The organism is Streptosporangium canum (assembly GCF_900113865.1).
In the GTDB taxonomy this organism is placed as follows: domain Bacteria; phylum Actinomycetota; class Actinomycetes; order Streptosporangiales; family Streptosporangiaceae; genus Streptosporangium; species Streptosporangium canum.
In genome coordinates this window covers 106,277-127,406 of sequence record NZ_FOQY01000005.1, presented here as the reverse complement: position 1 = coordinate 127,406, position 21,130 = coordinate 106,277, and the positions used below count along the sequence as shown (strand labels likewise).

Annotated in this window: 15 protein-coding genes; 11 read left to right on the top strand and 4 right to left on the bottom strand. The window is 71.4% G+C overall.

Translation table 11 applies throughout. The features are described from left to right. Positions 1–26: 26 nt before the first annotated feature. Positions 27–1,475, top strand: a complete 1,449-nt coding sequence (mads6, locus tag BM085_RS09335; protein WP_245789221.1) for a methylation-associated defense system protein kinase MAD6 — start codon at positions 27–29, stop codon at positions 1,473–1,475. A 55-nt stretch (positions 1,476–1,530) separates the two neighbouring features. Here mads6 and BM085_RS44290 read toward each other — a convergent pair whose 3' ends face one another. The 4 genes from BM085_RS44290 to ctaD form a co-directional block, all read right to left on the bottom strand. Beyond that, a complete protein-coding gene (locus tag BM085_RS44290; RefSeq protein ID WP_156056206.1) occupies positions 1,531–1,686 on the bottom strand; it encodes a hypothetical protein in 156 nt (51 codons plus the stop codon). Between the two features lie 77 nt (positions 1,687–1,763). After that, positions 1,764–2,702 carry a diacylglycerol/lipid kinase family protein gene (locus BM085_RS09330; RefSeq protein WP_093886615.1) on the bottom strand — a complete coding sequence of 313 codons (939 nt, stop codon included), beginning with the start codon at positions 2,700–2,702 and terminating at the stop codon, positions 1,764–1,766. Between the two features lie 179 nt (positions 2,703–2,881). Next, a complete protein-coding gene (locus BM085_RS09325; protein WP_093886614.1) occupies positions 2,882–5,656 on the bottom strand; it encodes an immune inhibitor A domain-containing protein in 2,775 nt (924 codons plus the stop codon). A 530-nt stretch (positions 5,657–6,186) separates the two neighbouring features. After that, positions 6,187–7,911 (bottom strand): aa3-type cytochrome oxidase subunit I, encoded by a 1,725-nt coding sequence (gene ctaD, locus BM085_RS09320; protein WP_425443262.1) that lies wholly within the window; start codon positions 7,909–7,911, stop codon positions 6,187–6,189. Between the two features lie 221 nt (positions 7,912–8,132). Here ctaD and BM085_RS09315 point away from each other — a divergent pair, with 221 nt between their 5' ends. The 10 genes from BM085_RS09315 to BM085_RS09270 all read left to right on the top strand — a co-directional run bounded on the left by BM085_RS09315 (position 8,133) and on the right by BM085_RS09270 (position 21,076). After that, positions 8,133–9,494 (top strand): FAD-binding oxidoreductase, encoded by a 1,362-nt coding sequence (locus tag BM085_RS09315; RefSeq protein WP_093886612.1) that lies wholly within the window; start codon positions 8,133–8,135, stop codon positions 9,492–9,494. A 125-nt stretch (positions 9,495–9,619) separates the two neighbouring features. Further along, entirely contained in the window at positions 9,620–11,416 is a 1,797-nt protein-coding gene (locus BM085_RS09310) for a serine/threonine-protein kinase (protein ID WP_245789220.1), read from the top strand. Positions 11,417–11,709: 293 nt separating this feature from the next. After that, positions 11,710–13,293 carry an acyl-CoA carboxylase subunit beta gene (locus BM085_RS09305; RefSeq protein WP_093886611.1) on the top strand — a complete coding sequence of 528 codons (1,584 nt, stop codon included), beginning with the start codon at positions 11,710–11,712 and terminating at the stop codon, positions 13,291–13,293. An 8-nt stretch (positions 13,294–13,301) separates the two neighbouring features. After that, entirely contained in the window at positions 13,302–15,305 is a 2,004-nt protein-coding gene (locus tag BM085_RS09300; protein WP_093886610.1) for an ATP-binding protein, read from the top strand. Continuing rightward, entirely contained in the window at positions 15,302–16,105 is an 804-nt protein-coding gene (locus tag BM085_RS09295) for an enoyl-CoA hydratase-related protein (protein WP_093886609.1), read from the top strand. Before BM085_RS09300 ends, BM085_RS09295 begins: the two co-directional genes overlap by 4 nt. Positions 16,106–16,262: 157 nt before the next feature. Continuing rightward, positions 16,263–18,146 (top strand): acyclic terpene utilization AtuA family protein, encoded by a 1,884-nt coding sequence (locus BM085_RS09290; RefSeq protein ID WP_093886608.1) that lies wholly within the window; start codon positions 16,263–16,265, stop codon positions 18,144–18,146. Positions 18,147–18,363: 217 nt separating this feature from the next. Next, a complete protein-coding gene (locus tag BM085_RS09285) occupies positions 18,364–19,392 on the top strand; it encodes a phosphotransferase family protein (RefSeq protein ID WP_093886607.1) in 1,029 nt (342 codons plus the stop codon). Between the two features lie 153 nt (positions 19,393–19,545). Continuing rightward, the gene (locus BM085_RS09280) at positions 19,546–19,752 is read left to right on the top strand and encodes a hypothetical protein (protein WP_012892818.1); all 207 of its coding nucleotides are present in this window, start codon (positions 19,546–19,548) and stop codon (positions 19,750–19,752) included. Positions 19,753–19,833: 81 nt separating this feature from the next. Then, positions 19,834–20,748 (top strand): helix-turn-helix domain-containing protein, encoded by a 915-nt coding sequence (locus BM085_RS09275; RefSeq protein ID WP_245789219.1) that lies wholly within the window; start codon positions 19,834–19,836, stop codon positions 20,746–20,748. A 67-nt stretch (positions 20,749–20,815) separates the two neighbouring features. Then, positions 20,816–21,076, top strand: coding sequence for a hypothetical protein (locus tag BM085_RS09270; RefSeq protein WP_093886606.1), 261 nt, complete (start codon positions 20,816–20,818; stop codon positions 21,074–21,076). The last annotated feature ends 54 nt before the right edge of the window (positions 21,077–21,130 follow it).

The following is a 21,130-nucleotide window of genomic DNA, read 5'->3' as shown; positions in this document are numbered from 1 at the left end:
GAGCATGAGACCCTTGCCCTACTTCGATGCACGGTGAGAAGGGCGGCGCGCGAGAGATGGCACAGATCGTCGGTGGCGGACGCCCGGTCAACGATGCCGAGCGGCGGGTCATCGCCCATCTGCGGGACAACGCCCCCGGTGACTGGCTGCTGCTGCACAACATCGAGGTGCCGCGCGGCGACGACAGCTTCGAGGTCGACGTGATCGTCCTGACCGGCCACTCGCTCTGCCTCATCGACGTCAAGGGCACGCGCGGCCGGATCGAGGTCGCCGGGACGCGCTGGTTCCCCGCGCGGCGGGACGCCTTCGGCTCCCCGGTCGCCAAGCTGCGCGGCAACGGGCGCGCGCTCAAGGGGCTGCTCACCCAGGAGCGCCGTGAGCTGGAGCGGGTCTACGTCGACAGCGTCGTCACGCTGACCGGCCCCGACGCCGAACTGGTGGACCCGGCCGGCCGTGACTCGCGGCACGTCACCGACCTGCCCGGCCTGGTCGGCACGTTGCGCGACGCCTCCCGCGTCAGGCGCGGCTACACGACGGACGTGCGGCCGTACCGCACCGCGATCATCGAGGCGCTGAACGGCGCCGTGCGGCGCTCCACCGCGCCGCCGCGGTTCGGCAACTGGGAGGTGGAGGAGCAACTCGGCGGGGACAACCGGGTGACGGAGTACCGCGCGATCAACGCGACGGTCCCGGGGAGCGAGACGGTCCTGCTGCGGGTGTACCGGGCCGACCCGCTGGCCGAGGAGGAGCCGCGTGCGGCCGAGCGGCGGCTGATCGCCAACGCCTACCAGTCCCTCACCCGGATCCCTCCGCACCCGTGCGTCGTGCGTTCACGCGACTTCTTCGCGATCGACGACGAGAGCCGGTTCGTGCTGGTCCTCGACGACGTGCACGGCCAGGCGCTGCACCTGCACCTCACCGCCTCACGGCGGTCGCTGTCCACCGGCGCGACGCTCGACCTGATCGACGACATGCTGGTGGGGCTGGCCCACGTCCACGCCAACAAGGTCATCCACCGGGCGCTCAGCCCGGCCTGCGTCCTGGTGACCGAGGACGGCCGGGCGATGCTGACCGGCTTCGACTACGCTAAGCCGGGCCCCCGGGCGCATACCGTGGCCAACGAGCTCCCCAACGTCCTCGACACCCATTACGTGGCCCCCGAGTGCCAGGGCAGGCCCGAGCGGATGACGGCCGCGTCGGACGTGTACGCGGCCGGGGTGATCGCCTTCCATCTGCTGGCCGGCCGGCTGCCCCCCGCCAGCCCGGACGCCGAGATCTCCGTGGACGGCGTTCCGGCGGAGGTGATGGAGCTGCTGCGGCGCATGCGCGATCACTCGCCCGCCAAGCGGCCGGACGCGGTGGAGGCGCTGGGCGCCCTGCGCCGGGCACGTGAGGGACTCGCCACGGAGCCGGAGCCCCTCCTGCTCGACAGGCTCCGGAACAGATTCCGGCGTATGTCCGGGCGACAGCCGTGAAAGGCGGCCCGCGGCCCCGGGACGGCGGACCGCCACGGGGCCGCGGGCCGCTCGCCTAGTGCCTGGAGCCGCCGGAGCGGAAACGGTTCATGAACTCCCGCAGCCTGCGCTGGTTGCGCGGGTCACGGGCCATCGTCTTGGCCTTCTCGACGTTTCTCCGCCCCTGCGGGCTGCTCAGATAGCTCCGGATACGGTCCACCAGAGATGCCATGTCTCCTCCAACCCCTCAGGATGACCGCCTACCCCCCATGCCCGGCCCCAATCAGGGGCCGGACACCGGGAACCGGGTCAGGAGTCGACGAAGTGGTCGGGGACCATCACCCGCAGGCCGTTGGGGACGGTCCGGATCGTGATGGGGGTCATCAGGCGGACCTCACCGTCGACGTCGGCGGCCATCGGGGGCTCGGTCTCCAGCAGCATCTCCCGGCCGACCACGAAGGGGCCGCCCGCCAGGCTGCTCCAGCGGCCGGTGGTGGCCCGGGTCAGGGTCTCCAGCAGCAGCCTCAGGCGCTTGCCCGAGCCGAGCTGGTAGGCGACCAGCCGGCCGTTGTCGATGCTGATGTCCTTGGCCACCTGCCAGCCGCCGTGGAAGCGGCCGTTGGCGATGTTGAGCTGGTGGGTGAGCAGCTCGTGGCGGTGGCCGTCCACCGTGATGAAGGCGCGGAACGGCTGGTGGTGGGGGAGGATCGTCAGGGCGGTGAGCGGGTAGGCCGCACGGCCGAGGACGCGCTTGAGCCAGGGCTTGACCTTGCCGGCCACCTCGACGGAGACGCCGAAGCTGGCCAGGTTGGCGAACTCCCGGTCGCCGGCGATCCCCAGGTCGATGTCGGCGACCTTGCCGGTGTGGAACACCCGGATCGCGCCGGGCAGGTCGAGCGGGAGGCCGAGGCTGCGGGCGAAGTTGTTGGTGGTCCCCAGCGGCAGCACGCCGAGGGCGACGTCGCGGTGGGCGACGTGCTTGACGGCGGCGCTGAGGGTGCCGTCGCCGCCGCCCACGACGAGCAGGTCAGGCTTGGCGTCCAGGGCCGCCTCCAGCGTGGCACGCAGGCGCCTGGGATCGTCCAGGGGGTACAGGCGGATCGGCTCGAAGCCCTCGGCCCGGAGCGTGCGGACCACCTCGGGGTAGAGGTGGCGGCCACGGCGCGACCGCGTGTTGACCACCACGCAGATCCGGCGTCCGGTCCGGACGGCCTCGGTGTGCTCGGACTTGCTGCGAAGCTCTCCCACACTGCCCCTTTTCGATCGAGTGTTCCCTACGAATCGTAGGGCCGATCCGCCGGTGGGACACTGCCGGCGGACCGGCGGCGGCCCCGTGATCACACATGTGATCACGGGGCCGCCGTCGTTCCGGTCGATCCGCCGGCGGCGTCTCCCTCACGGAGGGGGCCGCGACCGGCGGACCGGGACTACTTCTTGGGCGGGGTCACGTAGACGACCGCGCCGAGGTTGCCCGGGAGCGGGGTGAGCAGCTGGAACTTCACGCCCAGCGCCTTGCCCTCGTCGCCGGGGTTGCCGGTGCCGAGGACGTGGCCGCCGCCGAGGTCGGTGCCGTACAGCTCGGTGGCCGGGGTGCCGTCGACGTTGACGACCCGGGTGCTGTAGGGCTGGTCGCCCTTGGACGGGACGACCACCGAGGCGTCGAAGTCGCGGTAGCCGAGCGCCCCGTTACGGATCTCCATGCCCGGATACCAGGTCTTGGCGTCGGTGAACTCCGGAACCCCGCGCTGCGCGCCAATCTTGGTGCAGTACTCACTGAACGGCTCGCCCGCGGCCTCCACGCACTCGGTGAAGGGGTAGGTCTTGCCGAAGGAGAAGGCCGCGTTGCCGGTCTGGACGCGTCCCTGCAGGTTGTCCCTGAGCTCGCCGTCCTTCTCCGCCGCCACACCGGTACGGCGGAGCGGCTCGTAGTGCGAGTCGACGATCATCAGGGTGCCCTTGGAGCCGATGCTCGGCGGCAGTTCGAGGTTGTTGATCAGCGAGTTGTTGACGAAGGTCGAGTCGCGGTACCAGACCAGCAGGCCCGGGGCGTTGTACTTGAACTTCTCGACCTTCCACGCCCCGTCGCGGGAGTAGTTGGTGTCGTAGGCGTGCTGCAGGCCCTTGTCGAAGCCGTCGAAGTTGCGCCACTCGGCGAGGTAGAACCGCGAGACCTCACGCTGGCCGTCGTTGACGACCCAGCCCTGGCCGTGGGTGTTGGTGAAGGTGCCACCGCTCGGCGTCCAGCCGTTGAGGCCGCCTTCGACGTCGTCGCTCCAGACGGTCTGGGCGCCGTTGGTGAGGGAGAAGTCGTCGGCGTGCCAGCCGCGCGGGGAGAAGGCCGCGTCGGTGTCGTAGGTCAGCCGGAGCTTGACGGTCTTGCCGGCGAACGGGGCCAGGTCGACGTAGTCGTGCCGCCAGCCGTCGGTGTTGCCGGTGAGGCCGTACTTCTTGTTGCCGAACTTGACGAGGTTCTTGTTCGGGTCCGGGTAGCCGTCGTCGGTGGAGACCAGGGCGCCGCCCTCGGTGTAGACCTTCTGCTGGGCGTAGGTCGCGCCGCCGTCGGCGGAGACCTCGACGAAGCCGAAGTCCCAGTCCTCCTCGATCTCGTAGTTGTTCCAGAGCCAGAACTTCACGTCGGTCCCGGCGGGCACCTGGACGTCACGGGTGATCTTGGCGTCGGCCCACTCCTGGTCGAGGTTGGACCAGAGCGTCTTGGTGCCGCTGTGCGGCTCGACCATCGCCAGCGGCGCGCTGGTCAGGTTGACCCGGAGGCCGTCCTCGGTCAGCTTGGGCGTGCGCGAGGTCTGGCCCACCGTCACCGCGCGGGCGCGGTCGCCGGGGTTGAAGACCTTGGGGTTGGCCCAGCCGAGGATCCACTTGTCCCACAGACCCATGTGGGTCGGCATCGACTGGAAGATCGGGCCGCTGTGCGAGCCGCTGGACATCAGGTCCCAGAAGTCGACGGCCGAGGAGGCCTGGCCGCTGGTGTCGTAGAGGTCCGGCAGGCCGAGGTCGTGGCCGTACTCGTGGGCGAAGACGCCGACGCCGGAGTCCTCCGGCTGCACGATGTAGTTGGAGATCTTCACGCTCTTGCCGGGGACCTGGTAGCCGCCCGCGACCGCGCTGGAGTGCGCCCAGATCGCGTAGGGGCCCTCGGCGCCGCCGTCGGAGGACTTGTCCTTGCCGGCGTGGACCAGCACGAGGTGGTCGACCACCCCGTCCGGCTCGGCGAAGTTGCCGTCGCCGTCGGAGTCGGCGACGTCCTCGACGTCGTAGTCGGCCCAGGGGAAGTTCGGGTCGGCGGCGGCCAGGGTGTTCACCGCGTCGATGGCGAGCTGGCCGGGGCCGAGCGGGTTGCTCGGGTGGCCGCTCATGTCCTGGATCTCCTTGCCGCAGGCGCGCGCGCCGTAGTAGGCCTCGGAGTGCGGGACCTTGATCCACGGGCTCGCCTGCCCGGAGACCGTGTAGGCGCCCTTGGACATCTCCTCGTACATGTTCTTCATGGTGTGCTTGGAGATGTCGATGCCCTTGCGCCCGTCCCGGGGGTCGGTCAGGTCGGGGCGGACGCGCTGGGTGATGCCTTCCTTGCTGTAGAGCATCTTGTTGAAGTGCTCGGGGCTGAAGTCCGGCACCCAGAAGCTGTTGTTGTCCTTGCGGGGCAGCGACGCGGGGTCGGGGATCTTGTTGTGCAGCGGGCCGTTGAGCAGCGTGCCCGGCGGCTCGGTGACGCACTCGGCGGGGTCCTCGCTCCGCGCGTCCGGCGGGCGGACGAAGCCGGAGAAGTCGTCGTTGGCCTTGTCGTCGAACTCCACCAGCAAGGTCAGCAGCTTGGCCGACGTGGTGGTCTTCGCCTTCTTGAACAGGAAGTCCGCGGGGTTGAGCCCGGTCCGGATCGCCTCGGCCTCGCGGGCGGCCAGCACCCGCGCGGCGGTGGGGTTGCCGCCGGAGAACTTCTGCTGGATCTTCTTGGACGGGCTGACCTTGCGCGCCTTGGCGTTGGGCGCGGCCGGGTCGTCGACCTCCGGCTCGTCCCTCGGAGGCGTGTAGTTGATGTAGTAGTCGGCCGCGGTCGGCTGATACCGCGCGGCCGAGGTGTCGGCATCCGCCGACGTACCGCCTATCGCCAGTCCCGCGGCGGCCAGGCCGACCACGGGCACTATCGCGAGAAGGCGTTTGCCGACGCCTCTGCCTCTGCTGGACAACGCATACCCTCCCTGCCCGGGTTCGCCGGGCGCGGACGTCCCCGGCGCGCCTGATGCACGCGCCGAGCGGGACGTTAGACGAGAAGGTAAAGCGGCAGTAAAGCCGCCAAATGATGTTGTCAAACTGCAATAAATGGTCGTTTGTTAGAAAATGGTGATGATTTCCACTCCAACGCCGTCGGCGACCGCTCCATGGCAGGTCAGCACGGTGAAGCCGGATCACAGGGCGGACGGGCACATCGCCGTGGACGTGAAATGGACCCGGCGGGCGACGCCGGACGACCGGCCCCGATCACGCCGCACGGGAGCGAATGCATAACGCGGATGCATAACCCGGTCTTATGGCGCCGGCCATATCCCCGGGAGGCCGGACGGACGCCGAACGGGCACCGGACACGGACGGCGGGCAGGCGCCGGACGTCCGCGGGAGAAGCACCGGACGGCTCCGGGAAGGGCGCCGGACGCGGACGGCGGGGGGCAGGCGCCGGCCGGCTCCGGGAGAAGCGCCGGCCGGCGGGGCGGGGATGCCTTCAGATCTCCTCGGCGGGCGCGGTCGGGTCGAGCTGGCGCGGCTGGGCCTCCACCCGGGGATGGTGCAGGTCGAAGGCCGGGCGCTCGGACCGGATGCGCGGCAGCGAGACGAAGTTGTGCCGCGGCGGCGGGCAGGAGGTCGCCCACTCCAGCGAGTTGCCGAAGCCCCACGGGTCGTCCCTGGTGACCTTCGGTGCGTGCCGGCTGGTCACCCACACGTTGTAGAGGAACGGCAGCGTGGAGACGCCGAGAATGAGGGCGCCGATCGAGGAGACCAGGTTCAGGCCGGTGAAGCCGTCGATCGCGCTGTAGTCGGCGTAACGGCGCGGCATGCCCTCGGCGCCGAGCCAGTGCTGGACCAGGAAGGTGGTGTGGAAGCCGATGAACAGCAGCCAGAAGTGCACCTTGCCCAGGGTGTCGTTGAGCATCTTGCCGGTCATCTTGGGCCACCAGAAGTAGAAGCCCGCGAACATCGCGAACACCACCGTGCCGAAGACGACGTAGTGGAAGTGCGCGACCACGAAGTAGGAGTCGGTCACCTGGAAGTCCAGCGGCGGCGAGGCCAGGATGACTCCGGTCAGACCGCCCAGCAGGAAGGTGACCAGGAAGCCGATCGAGAACAGCATCGGCGACTCGAACGTCAGATGCCCTCGCCACATCGTGCCGACCCAGTTGAAGAACTTCACCCCCGTCGGTACCGCGATGAGGAACGTCATGAAGGAGAAGAACGGCAGCAGCACCCGGCCCGTCGCGAACATGTGGTGCGCCCACACGGTGATCGACAGACCGGCGATGGCGATGGTCGCGCCGACGAGGCCGATGTAGCCGAACAGCGGCTTGCGGCTGAAGACCGGGAGGACCTCGGTGACGATGCCGAAGAACGGCAGCGCGATGACGTAGACCTCGGGATGGCCGAAGAACCAGAACAGGTGCTGCCAGAGCAGCGGCCCCCCGGTCTCGGGCGCGTAGATGTGCGTGCCGAACGCGCGGTCGGCCTCCAGGGCCAGCAGGGCCGCGGCCAGCACCGGGAAGGCGATCAGCACGAGCAGGCCGGTCAGCAGCACGTTCCAGGTGAACATCGGCATCCGGAACATGGTCATGCCGGGTGCGCGCATGCAGATGATCGTGGTGATGAAGTTGACCGAGCCGAGGATCGTGCCGAGGCCCGCCATCACCAGGCCGACGATCCACAGGCTGCCGCCGCTCTGCGGGGAGTACGTGGCGACCGACAGGGGGGCGTATCCCGTCCACCCGAAGTCGGCGGCGCCCCCGTCGGTGGCGAAGCCGCTGAGCGTGATGATCCCGCCGAACAGGAAGAGCCAGAAGCTCACCATGTTCAGGCGCGGGAACGCCACGTCGGGCGCGCCGATCTGCAACGGCATGACCACGTTGGCGAATCCGGCGAACAGCGGCGTGGCGAACAGCAGCAGCATCAGGGTTCCGTGCATGGTGAACAGCTGGTTGTACTGCTGCGGGTTGACCAACTGGAGTCCGGGCTGGGCCAGCTCGGCCCGGATGATCAGGGCCATGACCCCGGCGATCAGGAAGAACACGAACGAAGAGATCAGGTAGAGATACCCGATGACCTTGTGGTCGGTCGAGGACAGCCACGACGCGAGCCTCGATCCCCTGGCGGTAGACACAAGTGTGGGCCGTTGCTGCACTGTGGTCACAGCCGGCTCCCTCCCGTTGGCGTCAGCCGGACATGGCGGGACTTCTCCCATCCGTCCACCCTGTCAACCCTCTGCCCGACTTCCGCGGAACGGACACTCCTCGCAGAGAGTCTCAAGCAGGTACAGAGCTGCTCTTTTATATAAATTTCCCCTTCGCCCTCCAGGAGAGACACCGGGCGTTCCGGACTCGGGCCTTCAGGGCGCCCGGACGCGGCCGTCACAGCCGGCGGCCCTCTGCCGCCCGTGCGGGCCATAGGCCGTAAAGTCCCCCTGTGACCGCTATCGCCGAACTTGTCGCTGCACTCGCACCAGAGAAGGTGCTGACGGACCCCGACGTGACCGACTCCTACGCGCGGGACCGGACCTTCCTCGAACCGGGCAGGCCGCTGGCCGTCGTGCTGGCCGAAACCCGCGACGACGTCGTCGCCACCCTCAGATGGGCGAGCGAGCACCGGGTGCCGGTGGTTCCCCGGGGGGCCGGCACGGGGCTGGCCGGCGGGGCGACGGCGATCGAGGGGAGCGTCGTCCTGGCACTGCACAAGATGAAGGCGATCAGGGAGCTCTCCCCCGCCGACGAGATCGCGGTGGTGGAGCCCGGCCTCATCACCGCGGACCTGGACCGGGCGGCCCGCGAGTACGGGCTGATGTACGCGCCCGACCCGTCCTCCTACGAGATCTCCACGATCGGCGGCAACCTGGCCACCAACGCGGGCGGCCTGCGGTGCGTCAAGTACGGCGTGACCCGCGACTCGGCGCTGGGCCTGGAGGTCGTGCTGGCGGACGGGCGGATCCTGAACACCGGCCGGCGCACGGTCAAGGGCGTGACGGGCTATGACCTGACCGGCCTGTTCGTCGGCTCGGAGGGGACGCTCGGCGTGATCACCGCGGCCACCGTACGGCTGCGCCGGGCGCCCGCCGTCTATCCGGCGACGATCGCGGCCGAGTTCACCTCCCTCAGGGACGCGGCGCGCGCGGTCGCGGCGATCATCGCCGCGGGGTGCCAGCCGTCGCTGCTGGAGATGCTCGACCGGACCACGCTCAAGGCCATCGACGACTGGCGGAACATCGGGCTGGAGGCGTCCACCCAGGCGATGCTGATCGCGCAGTCGGACGCGGCGGACGCGACGGCGGTCTCCGAGCGGATGGCGGAACTGTGCACCGCCAACGGCTCCCCCTTCGTGGCGGTCTCCTCGTCCCCGCAGGAGGCCGAGGAGCTGATCGGGGTACGGCGGATGGCCTACCAGGCCAAGGAACGGCTCGGCAAGTGCCTGGTGGAGGACGTGTGCGTGCCGCGCTCCGCGCTGCCGTACATGATCGAGAAGATCGAGGCCATCGCGGTGAAGTACGACGTGCTGATCGCCACGGTGGCCCACGCGGGCGACGGCAACCTGCACCCGATCTTCATCTTCGACCACGGCCTGGCCGAACCGCCGCCCAACGTGTGGGCGGCCGCCGACGAGGTCTTCCGGGAGACCCTGGAGATGGGGGGCACGCTCACCGGCGAGCACGGCGTCGGGCTGCTGAAGCGACGCTGGCTCTCCCTGGAGGCCGGACCGCTCACCGAGGAGATCCACCACGGGATCAAGCAAGTCTTCGACCCGCTCGGCATCCTCAATCCGGGCAAGGCCATCTGAGCGCTGATCTGCCGGGATCCGCCCCGGCGGAAGGGGCGGATCCCAGAAGACCGCCCGTCTCACTGCCCACGCTGGTAGCGTTCTACACCACATAACCCAATTTGCATGCTTTGTCGGGGGGCATCATGGTGCAGCCGCTGTCGGCGGAGGATCCTCAGCGGCTGGGCCCGTTCGAGCTGACCGGCCGGCTCGGGGAGGGCGGCCAGGGGGTCGTCTACCTGGGGCGGGGGCCGGCGGGCGAGCAGGTAGCGGTCAAACTCCTCCACCATGGCCTGGCGTCCGACCCCGACGCCCGGACCCGGTTCCTGCGGGAGGTCTCGGTCGCCCAGCGGGTGGCCCGGTTCTGCACCGCCTCGGTGCTCCACGCCGACCTCGCGGGCAGCCAGCCGTACATCGTGAGCGAGTACGTGCCGGGCCTCTCCCTGCGCCAGCTCGTCGACAAGGAGGGCCCGCGGCGCGGCGCCGCGCTCGAACGGCTCGCGATCAGTACGGCCACCGCCCTGTCGGCGATCCACCGCGCGGGAATCCTGCACCGCGACTTCAAGCCGGCGAACGTGCTGATGGGCCCGGAGGGCCCGGTGGTGATCGACTTCGGCATCGCCAGGGCGCTGGACTCCCCCGGGGTGACCGCGACCGGGATGGCGATGGGGACGCCGTCCTATCTGGCCCCCGAACAGCTCAGCGAGGGCGAGGTGACGGCCGCCGCGGACGTCTTCGCCTGGGGCGTCACGATGGTCTTCGCCGCGACGGGGAGACCCGCGTTCGGCGCGGACTCCATCGCCGTGGTGATGAACCGGATCCTGACCGTGGAGCCCGAGCTGGGCGGCCTGGAGGGGCAGTTGCGCCTCCTCGTCGCCGCGTGCCTGTCCAAGGACCCGTCGCGGCGCCCCACGGCCGAGGAGCTCGTCAGCCATCTGATGGGCGCGACGCTCGCCTCCCCGGTCCGGCGCCAGACTCCCGCGCCCGCCGCACCGCCGCCCGCGCCCGCCGCACCGCAGGTGCCCGCCGCCGCCCCGCCGCACGGGCCCACTCTCCTGTCGCACGACTCCTCGGCCACCGTCCCGCCGCAGGCTCCCGCGCCGCAGCCCCGGCAGAAGACGCGCCGGCCGGTCGGCCTCCTGCTCGCGGGAGCGGCCGCGCTGGCCGTGGTGGGCGGCGGGACGGTGGTGGTCCTGCAGAACGGCGAGAAGGCGGCGGCGGCGCGGCCCGTGGCGTCGGCGCCCGCCTCCCAGGAGGCGGAGGAGTCGGACCCGGCGCTCACCCCGGACGACCCGCCCGCGGCGTGGGAGTCCCCCAAGCCCAGGAAGAGCCCTTCCCCTTCCGTCCAGGTCACGAGCGAGATGATCTCCCAGCCGACGGCCAGGCCGACCAGCCGGCCGACCAAGAAGGCGGGCGGAGGCTCCGGGGACGGCGGGTCGGAGCCGGACGGGGAGTCCTCGGAGCCGCCCTCGGTGATCGAGCCGACGGACGCGGGCCAGCCGTCCCCGGAGGCCAAACCGACGGCGACCCCCAAACCGACGGCCAAGCCGACAGCGACCGCCAAGCCGACCTCGAAGCCCTCCGCGACCGCCAAGCAGACGATCTCGCCGCCGAAGCCGAACCCCTACACCCCGACGGGCGTCTGCGGCGCGGGCTACAAGGTGGTCAACTCCAAGGCCCTCGGCTCCGCCGCGACCATCTACCTGCTCTACAGCGCCGGCGCGGGCAAGAACTGCGTCGTCACCATGGCCAAGTACGTGATCCCCTCGAAGGTCAGCATGAACGCGACGCTCCAGGTGAAGGGCGGCTCGTCGGGGAGCAACCCGGGCTCCTTCACCGCCTACGCGGGCCCCGTACGGCTCTCCGCCGTCAAGAAGTGCGTCATCTGGGGCGGCTCGCACGGCTCCCTGTCGTGGAAGAGCGGCTGGAGCCACTGCGGCTGACCCGGCTGTCCGGCCCCGGCTCCACGCCCGTCCCCCGGAGCCGGGGCCGTGAAGGACGTGCGGCGGAACCGCCCCCTGGCAGCGGAGCGGGTTGTCGGCTACGTTGACTGACGTGATCGTCAAGTCCGAGGCGCCGACCGGCCGCGGCGGGCCGGCGCGGAGGCCGGCGTCGCCCCGCTCACCACGTTCCCGGCACGGGGCGTCGGCCTGAGGCCGGCGTCGGCCGCACCGGCCGGGCCGGCGCCGGGCGGACCCGCACCGGCCGCGTCCGCGTCAACCGAGGGAGGCGGCGCATGAGCCGGCTGGACACATCCGGAGACGACTACCTGGCGCGGCGCGAGGCGATGCTGGCCAAGCTGGCCGAACTGGACGCCGAGCAGGCCAGGGCGGTGGCGGGCGGCGGCGAGAAATACGTCGAGCGGCACCGCCGGCGGGGCAAGCTGCTCGCCCGGGAGCGGATCGAGCTGCTGGTCGACCCCGACTCGGCCTTCCTGGAGCTGTCGCCGCTGGCGGGCTGGGGCAGCGACTTCCCGGTCGGGGCCAGCGTCGTCACCGGGATCGGGGTGATCGAGGGCGTCGAGTGCGTGATCAGCGCCAACGACCCGACCGTGCGGGGCGGCGCGTCCAACCCGTGGACCCTGCGCAAGACGCTCAGGGCCGCCGACATCGCCTTCCAGAACCGGCTGCCGCTGGTCAACCTGGTGGAGTCCGGCGGGGCCGACCTGCCGACGCAGAAGGAGATCTTCATCCCGGGCGGCCGGATGTTCCGGGACCTGACCCGGCTGTCGGCCGCCGGGATCCCGACGATCGCCCTGGTGTTCGGCAACTCCACGGCCGGCGGAGCCTACGTCCCCGGACTGAGCGACCACGTGGTCATGGTGAGGGAGCGCGCGAAGGTCTTCCTCGGCGGGCCGCCGCTGGTCAAGATGGCCACCGGGGAGGAGTCCGACGACGAGTCGCTGGGCGGCGCCGAGATGCACGCCCGCGTCAGCGGCCTGGCCGACTACCTGGCCGCCGACGAGCACGACGCGCTCCGGATCGGGCGGCAGATCGTCAGGGGGCTGAACTGGCGCAAGCTGGGCCTCCTCCCCCGGGCCGTACGGGACCCGCTGTACGACGAGGACGAGCTGCTGGGCATCGTGCCCGAGGACCTGAAGATCCCCTTCGACCCGCGCGAGGTGATCGCGCGGATCGTGGACGGCAGCGTCTTCGACGAGTTCAAGCCCCTGTACGGCGGGAGCCTGGTGACCGGGTGGGCGCGGTTGCACGGCTACCCGGTCGGCATCCTGGCCAACGCCCGCGGCGTGCTGTTCAGCGAGGAGGCGCAGAAGGCCGCGCAGTTCATCCAGCTCGCCGGCCAGGCGCGCACGCCGCTGGTCTTCCTGCAGAACACCACCGGCTACATGGTCGGCAAGGACTACGAGCAGGGCGGCATCATCAAGCACGGCGCCATGATGATCAACGCGGTGTCCAACTCGACCGTCCCGCACATCACGATCGTCATGGGCGCCTCCTACGGCGCGGGCAACTACGGCATGTGCGGCCGCGCCTACGACCCCCGCTTCCTGTTCGCCTGGCCCAGCGCGAAGTCCGCCGTCATGGGCCCCGCGCAGCTCGCCGGGGTGCTGTCCATCGTCGGCCGGAGCGCCGCCGAGGCCCGGGGCCAGGTCTACGACGAGGAGGGCGACGCGGCGATGCGGCAGATGGTCGAGGCGCAGATCGAGGCCGAGTCGCTGCCGTTCTTCCTGTCCGGGCGGCTCTACGACGACGGGGTCATCGACCCCCGCGACACCCGGACCGTCCTGGGCCTGTGCCTGTCGGCCGTCAACAACGCCCCCGCCCCGGAGCCCGCCGGCTTCGGCGTCTTCCGGATGTGAGCGCGCCCATGATCAGCCGGCTTCTCGTCGCCAACCGGGGGGAGATCGCCCGCCGCGTCTTCCGCACCTGCCGCGACCTCGGCATCGAGACCGTCGCGGTCTTCTCCGACGCGGACGGCGCCGCACCCCACGTGGCGGAGGCCGACCACGCCGTACGGCTCGCCGGGGTCAGGCCCGCCGACACCTACCTGTCGGTGGAGGCGATCGTCGGCGCGGCCCTCGCGACCGGGGCCGACGCCGTGCATCCGGGCTACGGCTTCCTGTCGGAGAACGCGGCGTTCGCGCGGGCCGTGCTCGACGCCGGCCTGACCTGGGTCGGCCCCTCCCCCGAGGCCATCGCCGCGATGGGCTCCAAGATCGGGGCGAAGGCCCTGATGGCCGGGGCCGGCGTCCCGGTGCTCCCGGGTTTCACCGCCGAACCCGGCTCCTCGGCGGCCGAGCTCGAACAGGGCCTGGACACCATGTCCGCCCCGGCGGACGGATCGGCGCCCGGCCGGCGGACGCCCCTGCTGGTGAAGGCCTCGGCCGGGGGCGGCGGGCGCGGGATGCGGATCGTGGAGCCGGCCGGCGACCTGCCCGGCGCGGTCGAGTCCGCCCGGCGGGAGGCCGAGTCGGCGTTCGGCGACGGCACGGTCTTCGTCGAGCCCCTGCTGGAGAACGCCCGGCACATCGAGGTCCAGATCCTGGCCGACCTGCACGGGACGGTGTGGACGCTGGGCGAGCGGGAGTGCTCGATCCAGCGGCGGCACCAGAAGGTGATCGAGGAGACCCCCTCCCCGGCCATCTCCCCCGCGATGCGGACGCGGCTGTTCGACGCGGCGGTCAGGGCGGCGGAGGCGATCGGATACGCCGGGGCCGGGACCGTCGAGTTCCTGGTGAAGGACGACACGGTCGCCTTCCTGGAGATGAACACCAGGCTCCAGGTCGAGCACCCGGTCACCGAGTGCGTCTACGGCGTCGACCTGGTCGAGCTCCAGCTCCGGATCGCCGAGGGCGCCCGGCTCCCCGAGACTCCGCCGGCCCCGTCGGGCCACGCCGTCGAGGCACGGCTCTACGCCGAGGACCCCGCCCGCGACTGGCTGCCGCAGAGCGGCACCCTGCACCGCTTCGACGTCCCCGGGGTGAGCTCCCGCTTCTCCCCCCTGCCCCGCGGGGCCTCCCACGGCCTCCGGCTGGACTCCGGTGTCGAGGACGGCTCCGAGATCGGCGTCCACTACGACCCGATGCTCGCCAAGGTCATCTCCTACGGAGCCTGCCGTGCCGACGCCGTCAGGAGGCTCGCCGCCGCCCTGTCGAACGCGAGGATCCACGGGCCCGTCACCAACCGGGACCTCCTGGTCGGGGTCCTGCGCCATGAGGCGTTCCTCGCGGGAGACACCCACACCGGCTTCCTCGCCGAACACCGCGACGCTCTGGCCGCCGGGCCGGGCGCCGTACGCCTGTCCGCCCTCGCCGCGGCCCTCGCCCAGGCGGCGGCGGGCCGGGCGGCGGCGACCGTGCAGGCCGGGCTGCCCAGCGGGTGGCGGAACGTGGTGTCACAGCCGCAGCGCGCGGCCTTCGAGGAGGCGGAGGTCTCCTACCGGATCACCCGTGACGGCCTGCGGGCCGACGGCTTCCCCGACACGGTCCTGGTCGGCGCCACGCCCGACCTGGTCGTCCTGGAGACCTCCGGCGTGCGGCGCAGGTTCGCCGTGGCCCGCTATGACGGCGTGACCCACGTGGACTCCCCTCTCGGCCCCGTACGGCTCACGCCGCTGGACCGGCTCCCCGAACCGGCCACACGTGTGGCGCCGGGCTCCCTGCTGGCGCCGATGCCCGGTACCGTGCTCCGCGTCGAGGTGAAATCGGGCGAGCACGTCACCACGGGCCAGGTGGTCGTGGTGCTGGAGGCCATGAAGATGGAACATCAGATCACCGCCCCGGCGGCGGGCACGGTGTCCGCGTTGAACGTGGCGCCGGGCCGGCAGGTCGAGGCGGAGGCCGTACTGGCCGTCATCGAGGAGCGAGCATGAACACCGACGGGGGCTGGCCAGTGGAACGCCTGGTGCACAGGGAGGTGTCCGGCGGGGTCGCGACGATCACGATGGACTCCCCGCGCAACCGCAACGCGCTGTCGGTGCGGCTGCTGGGCGACCTGGAGGACCGGCTCAACTGGGCGCTCGCCGAGGAGAGTGTGCGGGTCATCGTGCTCACCGGGACCGGGCCGGTGTTCTGCGCCGGCGCGGACCTCAAGGAGCAGCGGATCGAGCCGGGCAGCGCGCACGAGGCTCCGGTGACCGCCTCGTTCCCGGAGATCATGAACCTGATCTGGGAGAGCCCCAAGCCGGTCGTCTGCCGGTTGAACGGCACCGCGCGCGCCGGAGGGCTGGGCCTGGTGGCGGCCTGCGACTTCGCGATCGCGCCGGACACGGCGTCGTTCGCGTTCACCGAGGTACGGCTCGGCGTCGTCCCCGCGATGATCTCGGTGACCGTGCTGCGGCGGCTGGACCCCCGGGCCGCGGCCGAGTACCTGCTCACCGGGGAGACCTTCGACGCCGCCCGCGCGCAGGAGATCGGCCTGCTCACCCGTGCCGTGCCGGAGGAGGACCTGGACGCGACGGTCGCCCACTACACCGGCATGCTGCTGCGCGGGGGGCCCGAGGCGCTGGCGCTGACCAAGCAGCTCGTGCGGACCGTGCCCGCGCTGCCGGTGGAGGAGGGCCTGCGCCGGATGGCCGAGCTGTCGGCCCGGCGCTTCACCTCCGCCGAGGGCCAGGAGGGCATCGCCGCCTTCATGGAGAAACGGCCCGCGTCCTGGATCCCCGGGTCCTGAGGGCCTGAGGGCCTGAGGGCCTGAGGGCCTGAGGCCGCCCGCCGGTTCCGGAGGCCTGACATCGCCCCCGCCCCGCCGCGTGCCGGTTCCGGAGGCCTGACGTAGCCCCCCGCCCCGCCGCGGGGCGGGCCCTGGACCCCCAAGCCTAGGAGGCTCGATGCTGCGCATCGCCAACTGCTCCGGCTTCTACGGCGACCGGCTGTCGGCCGCCCGGGAGATGGTCGAGGGCGGTCCGATCGACGTGCTCACCGGCGACTGGCTCGCCGAGCTGACCATGCTGATCCTGGCCGGCAACCGGCTGAAGGGCCGTCCCGGCTACGCGCCGACCTTCCTGCGGCAGCTCGAGCAGGTCCTGGGGACGTGCCTGGAGCGGGGCATCAAGGTCGTGTCCAACGCGGGCGGGCTGGATCCGGCGGGGTGCGCCGGCGCGGTGGCCGAGCTGGCCGGCCGCCTCGGGCTGCCGGTGAAGGTGGCGCATGTCACCGGAGACGACCTGTCGGGGCACGACCTGGACGGCGCGCCGAACCTGGACACCGGGGAGAGGCTGGCCGCCGCCCCGCTGACCGCCAACGCCTACCTGGGGGGCCGGCCGATCGCCGCCGCCCTGTCCGCCGGGGCGGATGTGGTGGTGACCGGCCGGGTCACGGACGCCGCGCTGGTCACCGGGCCGGGAATCTGGCGGTACGGCTGGCGGCCCGGCGACCACGACGCGCTGGCCGGATCGGTGGTGGCCGGGCACGTCATCGAATGCGGCTGCCAGGCGACCGGCGGGAACTACGCGTTCTTCGGCGAGGTGCCCGACCTGGCGCACTGCGGCTTCCCCCTGGTGGAGCTGGAGTCCGACGGATCCAGCGTGATCACCAAGCATCCCGGGACCGGCGGGCTCGTCTCGGTGGGCACGGTCACGGCGCAGCTGCTGTACGAGATCGCCTCGCCCCGGTATCCGGGCCCCGACGTGGTGGCGCGGTTCGACACGATCCGCCTGGAACAGCAGGGCCCGGACCGGGTCCGGATCTCGGGGGTGCGCGGCGAGGCCCCGCCGGACACGCTCAAGGTCGCGGTCAACTACGTGGGTGGTTACCGCAACACCATGACCATGGTCCTGACCGGCCTGGAGATCGAAGCCAAGGCCCGGCTGGCCCAGGAGGCCATCTGGTCCCGCGTCCCCAGGGAGTCCTTCGACCGGGTCGACGTCGAGCTGACCCCGCTGGGCGCCACCCCCTCGTCGCCTGGCACCGCCCTGCTCCGCGTCACCGTGATGGACGCCGACCGGAAGAAGGCGGGACGCGCCTTCTCCTCCGCCGTGGTGGAGACGGGCCTGGCCAGCTATCCCGGCTTCTACGGCCTCACCCCGCCCGGCGACGCCTCCCCCTACGGCGTCTACTGGCCCACCCTCGTGCCGGCGGAGACCGTCCGGGCGCGCGTCTGGCTCGACGGCCGCGAGCTCGCCGGCCCGGAACCCGCCGGCCCGGAGCCCGGCCGTGGGACGCCCGGAGAGCGCGAGCCCGGTCGTGGGACGCCCGGAGAGCGCGAGCCCGGCGGCCCGGAGTCCGGCGATGGGCCGCCCGGGGACCGGGCACCCGGCGGCGATCCTGACAGCGGAGAGCACCCGGCTCCCCGGGCGGCCACCGCCACGTCACCGCTGCCGGTCCAGGCGCCCGAGCCGCCGGGGGCGGGCCCGATCGGCCCGGGGCCCGAGGCCGGCGACCGGGCCGTGCGGACCGCGCTGGGCACGATCATGGGCGCCCGCTCCGGGGACAAGGGCGGCAACGCCAATCTGGGCGTCTGGGTCCGCACGGCCGAGCAGTTCGCGTGGCTGTCGGGCCACCTGACGGTCGAGCGGCTCAGGGAGCTCCTCCCGGCCACGGCCGGCCTGGAGATCGACCGCTTCGACCTCCCCAACCTCCACGCGCTCAACTTCGTCGTCCACGGCCTGCTCGGGCGGGGCGTGGCCGCCAGCCCCCGCCTCGACGCCCAGGCCAAGGCTCTCGGCGAGGAGCTCCGCGCCAGGCACGCCGACATTCCCCGCTCCCTGCTGTGACCGCTCCGTACGGCCGGGCGGGATGGGGGCAGCGCACGCCACGGGTGCCGTCCGGCACCGGTCTTCCCCCGGCGGCGCCACCGGGCCCGCGGCCGCGGAAGCCGCCTTCGACGGGCAGGCAGGAAGGGCCGGTCGCCGCGGCGGCGGGCTATTGACCCCCACGGGGGGAGCTCGTAGATTCACCATTGACAGAACATCATTCGGTTAGGGCGGACGCATGACCTCCACGCACCTCGACGTCAACGCGATCGACTTCGACGCGCTGGGGACGTGGATGGACGGCCGGGGGCTGCCGGACGGGCCGTTCGAGTGCGTCGAGCCGGTGACCGGCGGGACGCAGAACATCATGGTCCGCTTCGAGCGGGGCGGGTCGCCCTACGTTCTGCGCAGGCCGCCGCTGCACCCGCGGGCCGCAAGCAACGAGGTGCTCCGGAGGGAGGCCCGGGTGCTCGCGGCGCTCAGGGACACCCCGGTCGCGGCGCCCCGCCTCATCGCGGCCTGCACGGACGAGACGGTCATGGGAGGCGCGGTCTTCTATCTGATGGAGCCGGTCCGGGGGTTCAACCCCACCGTGGGGCTGCCCGAGCCGCACGCCGGCGATCCCGCGATCCGCCACCGGATGGGACTTGAGGCGACCTCCGCGCTGGCCGAGCTCGGCAGGGTGGACCATCGCGTCCTCGACGGCTTCGGACGGCCCGAGGGGTTCCTGGAACGGCAGGTGCCCCGGTGGATGGGCGAGCTGGACGGCTACGCGGCGCTCGACGGCTATCCGGGGCCCGAGATCCCCGGCCTGGCCGAGACCGCCGGCTGGCTGGAGCGGAACAGGCCGCGGAGCTTCTCCCCCGGCGTCATGCACGGGGACTACCATCTGGCCAACCTGATGTTCGCCCACGACGGACCGAGGGTCGCCGCGATCGTGGACTGGGAGATGTGCACGGTCGGGGATCCGCTGCTGGACCTCGGGTGGCTGCTGGCCACCTGGCCGGCCCCGGACGGCGGGGGCATGCTCGCCGGCCATGTCCCCGGGCTGCCCGCCGCGGGGGAGATCGTCGACTGCTACACGGCCCTGTCCGACCGGGATGTGTCGGCCGTCGACTGGTACACGGTGCTGGCCTGTTTCAAGCTCGGCATCGTCCTGGAGGGCACCCACGCCCGGGCGTGCGGGGGCAAGGCCCCCAAGGACATCGGAGACCTGCTCCACGCGACCACGCTGAGCCTGTTCGCCCGTGCCCGGAGTCTCATGTGAGGGCGCGCCGTACGGACCCCGCCTCCGAGCCGCCGCCCACTACCGGATGGGCGAAATATGCATAATTTGGTGATTGAAACCCCCATGTAACCTTCCGAACTCTAGGATTGCCCGCAATTGCATCATGAGGCTGGCTCGGGGAAGGAATCAGTCATGCGTTTGCGGTTTCTTGGCTCCACTTCGGAAGCGGGCGCCTGCCCGTCGCTCTACGAGACCGACCACGGCACCATCGTCGTCCAGGGCCTGCACGTCACCGACGCCGAGGCCCTGGGTGACCTGCGTCACGTCCTGGACGGCGAGAGCGCGGTGGAGGTCCCCAGAGAGCTTCTCGTGGACATCGCCCGCCGGGTGCTTCTGTAAATATTGATCACGATTGAGGAGACCTCTATGGCATGACCCGCCGCCCGGGGCTAGCCTCATGCGCACCATGCGGGAGGTCGCGTGAGCGAGCGGACCCGCGAGCACGACGGCGCCGGCGCTCACATGTCCGGCAAAGGAGATCGGGTGAGCGGGTTCCAGCAGGTCAGGGCCGACCTGGGCGTACAGCTCAAGCAGTTGCGGGAGGCGGCCCATCTGTCCGGCAAGGAGCTGGCCGAGCGGCTGAGGTGGCAGGCCTCGAAGGTCTCCCGGATCGAGAACGCCCGCCAGACCGCCACCGAGGACGACATCACCCAGTGGGGGCGGGCCGTCCAGGCCGCCCCCGAGATCGTCGAGGAGCTGATCGAGCAGGCGTCCGGCCTGCTGGAGCGGCAGGACTCCTGGCGGCAGCGGCACCGCAGCGGGCTGGCCGCGCTCCAGGAGGACATCCGCGACCTGGAGCTGCGGACCACCCTGTTCCGGGTGTTCGAGCCGGGGGTGGTCGTCGGCCTGCTGCAGACCACCGAGTACGCCCGCAGCATCTTCACCCGGATCAAACGCCTCTACAACGCGCCCGACGAGATCGACGCCGCCATCAGGGTGCGCATGCAGCGCCAGGAGATCCTCTACGACCAGACCAAGAAGTTCCGGTTCATCCTGCCCGAGGCCGTGCTCCGCTACCGCCTGGCCCCGCTGGACGTGATGCGCGGCCAGCTCGACCGGCTGCTCGCGGTGACCGCGCTGCCGAACGTGGAGTTCGGCGTGGTCCCCTTCGAGGCCCCTCTCCCCTCCGCCCTGCTCAACGGCTTCTGGATCTATGACAGCGATCAGGTCGCGGTGCCCACGAGGACCCGGGACCTGATCCTGCGCGACCCGGACGACATCGCCTTCTACGAGCGGGCCTTCGAGGAGTTCTACGAGATCGCGGCCTTCCGGGAGGCCGCCAGAGCGGTGATCGTCCGGGTGCTGGAGGACTTCGCGCGACAATCCGCGGATTAATCCCCGCAATTGCTTGATTAACCTCCCAAGATCGTGCAATTCTCTGTCGAGACGGAGGTGACACACGATGCTGGACACGCTGTCTTGTCTGGAGAGGTTCGCCGCTGCCACACGGCGGCACGCGGACCTGTCCGTGCAGAGGATGTCGTTCGGGGACCCCGCTTACGTGTGCGTCCGCAACCGCTTCAGCAACACGCTCGTCGAGACCGTGACGTGCTCCCAGGATGGGGGCTTCATCACCTCGTGGGGCTACCGGCTGGGCAGCACCGACAACATCGAGGACGCCGCCGCGCGGCTGGCCTTCCTGCTCGCGGCCCTGCCGGCCTGAGCTCCGCGGCCCCCATCGCCCGCGCGCGGCGCACCACCCTGGTCAGCGCCACGC

Bases quoted from the DNA above. Each gene is read 5' to 3' on its own strand.
- mads6 (WP_245789221.1), top strand. From the start codon at position 27: ATGCACGGTGAGAAGGGCGGCGCGCGAGAGATGGCACAGATCGTCGGT.
- BM085_RS44290 (WP_156056206.1), bottom strand. From the start codon at position 1,686: ATGGCATCTCTGGTGGACCGTATCCGGAGCTATCTGAGCAGCCCGCAG.
- ctaD (WP_425443262.1), bottom strand. From the start codon at position 7,911: ATGGGAGAAGTCCCGCCATGTCCGGCTGACGCCAACGGGAGGGAGCCG.
- BM085_RS09310 (WP_245789220.1), top strand. From the start codon at position 9,620: ATGGTGCAGCCGCTGTCGGCGGAGGATCCTCAGCGGCTGGGCCCGTTC.
- BM085_RS09305 (WP_093886611.1), top strand. From the start codon at position 11,710: ATGAGCCGGCTGGACACATCCGGAGACGACTACCTGGCGCGGCGCGAG.
- BM085_RS09300 (WP_093886610.1), top strand. From the start codon at position 13,302: ATGATCAGCCGGCTTCTCGTCGCCAACCGGGGGGAGATCGCCCGCCGC.
- BM085_RS09295 (WP_093886609.1), top strand. From the start codon at position 15,302: ATGAACACCGACGGGGGCTGGCCAGTGGAACGCCTGGTGCACAGGGAG.
- BM085_RS09290 (WP_093886608.1), top strand. From the start codon at position 16,263: ATGCTGCGCATCGCCAACTGCTCCGGCTTCTACGGCGACCGGCTGTCG.
- BM085_RS09285 (WP_093886607.1), top strand. From the start codon at position 18,364: ATGACCTCCACGCACCTCGACGTCAACGCGATCGACTTCGACGCGCTG.
- BM085_RS09280 (WP_012892818.1), top strand. From the start codon at position 19,546: ATGCGTTTGCGGTTTCTTGGCTCCACTTCGGAAGCGGGCGCCTGCCCG.
- BM085_RS09270 (WP_093886606.1), top strand. From the start codon at position 20,816: ATGCTGGACACGCTGTCTTGTCTGGAGAGGTTCGCCGCTGCCACACGG.